General features: G+C 67.3%; 3 protein-coding genes. 1 reads left to right on the plus strand and 2 read right to left on the minus strand.

Annotated elements, in window-relative coordinates:
* On the minus strand, positions 1-830 hold an 830-nt coding region (locus AOK23_RS40045; protein WP_055717343.1), incomplete at its 3' end, for an MFS transporter.
* A gap of 54 nt (positions 831-884) precedes the next feature.
* Entirely contained in the window at positions 885-1,529 is a 645-nt protein-coding gene (locus AOK23_RS40050; protein ID WP_055717341.1) for an HAD family hydrolase, read from the minus strand.
* Positions 1,530-1,623: 94 nt separating this feature from the next.
* On the opposite strand from AOK23_RS40050, the gene AOK23_RS48710 reads away from it, so the two are divergent.
* A complete protein-coding gene (locus AOK23_RS48710; protein ID WP_055717342.1) occupies positions 1,624-2,664 on the plus strand; it encodes a toll/interleukin-1 receptor domain-containing protein in 1,041 nt (346 codons plus the stop codon).
* Positions 2,665-2,753: the final 89 nt, after the last annotated feature.

Consider the following 2,753-nt stretch of genomic DNA (forward strand, 5'->3'; position numbering starts at 1 on the left):
GCCCGTACGACGGCCGCGGCCCCGAACCGCCGCACCCCCAGGTCCCCGATGGACCGCCCGAGCAGCGTGGTGACCATGTAGACGTTGTACGGCACGGTCGCCATCTCGTCCGAGCTGCCGAGAACGTCCGCCAGGTACTTGGCGCTCCAGTTGGAGACGGTCGAGTCCCCGATGTACGCGAAGCACATCACCAGACAGAGCGGCAGCAGCAGCGAGAAGGCGAGGCGCCCACCCGCGGCTCCGGCCTCCGCGGCGGCCTTGTCCTCGGGCCCGCCCCCGTCGACGTACCACCGGCTCCCGACCAGCGCGGCCGGCAGCAGCACGAGGACCACCGGCAGATACGACACGAGCAGCGGCAGATCCCAGTGCGCCCCCGCCCACGCCAGTGAGGCCCCGGATATCCCGCCCAGGCTGTACACGGCGTGGAACCCGAGCATGATGCTCCGCCCGTACGACCGCTGCAGGCTCACCCCGAGCATGTTCATCGAGGCGTCGAGCGCCCCGACCGCCAGCCCGAACGCGGCCAGCGAGATCCCGAGCTCGACCATGTGCTCGCCGGCTCCGACGCCCAGCAGCGCCAGAAGCACGACGGGCTGCGACCAGCGCAGCACCTGGCTCGCCGGGATCTTCTTCACCAGCTGCTCGGTGCAGACGCTGCCGACACCGGCGAGCACCGGCACCGCGGCGAGGAAGGCCGGCAGCAGCGCGTCGGAGACCCCGTACCGGTCCTGAATGGCCGGAATTCGCGTCACGAGCAGTGCGAAGGCGACGCCCTGAGCGAAGAAGCTGAACGCCAACGCGGCCCGACCGCGCCGCAGCACATCTGTCATGGCGGAACAGTAGGGGTCGCCCGCTACCCATGGGTAGAGGAAGTTGAAGATTGCTCAACTAAGCAGGGGGAGCAGCTCCGCCATGTCCGAGAAGTGCCCCTGGACCCCGGACAGCTTCTCCGCCGGGGTCATCGCCGTGAACCCGTACACGTCCATCCCGGCCGCGAGCCCCGCCCGGACACCGAGGGGGCTGTCCTCGACGACCGCGCACCGCTCCGGCGCGACCCCCATCCGCTCGGCCGCGTGGAGGAAGAGATCGGGCGCCGGCTTCCCCCGCCCCACGTCCTGCGCGCTGAACACCAGCCCCTCCCCGAACCACCGGTCGAGCCCCGTCGTCCGGTGCCCGACCCGGATCCGCTCATGGCTCCCGGACGACGCCACGCAGTAGGGCACGCCCTCCGCCACCAGCTTCTCCAGCACGTCGAAGACCCCGTCGACCGGCGCCAGCTCCCGCTCGAACGCCGCGAACACCCGCGCGTGGAAGACCTCGTCGAAGTCGTCGGGCAGCCGCCGCCCCGTCCGCTCCTGGATCAGCTCATGGACGCGGTGCATCGCGGAGCCCATGTAGTCACGGATGGACTCCTCGTACGAGGTGGGGTGCCCGAGCTCGGTCAGATAGGCGGCGAGATGCCGGTTGGAGATGGGCTCACTGTCGACGAGCACACCGTCGTTGTCGAAGATCACGAGGTCGTAGCGCATCCGAGCACTCTACGAACCCGACGCTCGTGCACCGAAACCGATCAATGCCGTCAACTCCCTGTCAATCAGCTCATATTGGTTCTACTCTCCGTTTGTGGAGTCTTCGTACGACGTCTTCGCCAGCTATCGCCGCCAGGACGGCCAGGCCGTCCAGACCATCGCCACCCGGCTGCGTGACCAGGGCCTCAAGGTCTGGTTCGACAGGTGGAGCCTCACACCGGGCCTCCCCTGGCAGCCCGCCATCGAGACCGCCGTGGCCCAGTGCCGCACGATCGCCGTGTTCATCGGCCCTCCGGGCATCGGCGGCTGGCAGGAGAGGGAGATGCGTCAGGCCCTGGACCGCCAGGTTCAGGATTCCGATCTCCGCGTCATCCCCGTTCTCCTGCCCGGTGCCACGCCACCTGAGGGTTTCATCGCCGCCAACACCTGGGTGCAGTTCGACGACCTCGCCGACGAGGAGTCCTTTCAGTACCTGGTGGACGGTGTTCTCGGCCGTGCCCCCGACGCCCGCACCACTCTCCACGAGGTACGGGTCGCCGAGAACTTCCCGCTGCTGGAGCTCTGCGCGCTCGTCGGCTGCGACTTCATCTATCTGTCGTTCCTCGCCCCGCACAAGGAGAACCCGCAGTTCAGCGGTAACTTCTACGGCGTCCGCATCCGCCTCCTGGAGAACCTGGGCAAGCTGGAGGTCTCCCAGGACAGCATCAACCTGCTCCGCCGGCAGTTGGACACCGACGAGGCGCTGGCGGAGATGCACCGCACCCGTCTGGCCATCCGCGACGACCTCTCGGTCAGACACAGCACCATGATCGTCCAGGCTTTCGAGGCCGGCCACGCCTTGAAGGGCCTCTCCCAGCTCATCGACCTGTACCAGGCGAGGGGCGAAGGCATCAACGAGGAGGAGTGCGCTCTCGTCCTGGCGTATGTGAACGCGACCGCGGACCATACGGAACGCTCGTCGCCCACGTTGTTTCCCGGCCTCGTGGAGACGGATGTACCGCGCTGGCGCGACACCCTGACCGGCCCACTGGACCAGGCCGAGCTCCTCAGCCTGCAAGGGTCGGTCAATGAACCGCTCGGCCGTTTCCTCACGAAGTACGGAATACATCTTCAGAATCCGGAAGGACGGAACTGACGGAACTGACAGAATTGACTGAAAACGCAGAAAGGCCCACACCATAAGGTGTGGGCCTTTCTCAATATTTGTTCGGCGGCGTCCTACTC

Source organism: Streptomyces torulosus (assembly GCF_001419765.1).
Taxonomy (GTDB): Bacteria; Actinomycetota; Actinomycetes; order Streptomycetales; family Streptomycetaceae; genus Streptomyces; species Streptomyces torulosus.

Bases quoted from the DNA above. Each gene is read 5' to 3' on its own strand.
- AOK23_RS40050 (WP_055717341.1), bottom strand. From the start codon at position 1,529: ATGCGCTACGACCTCGTGATCTTCGACAACGACGGTGTGCTCGTCGAC.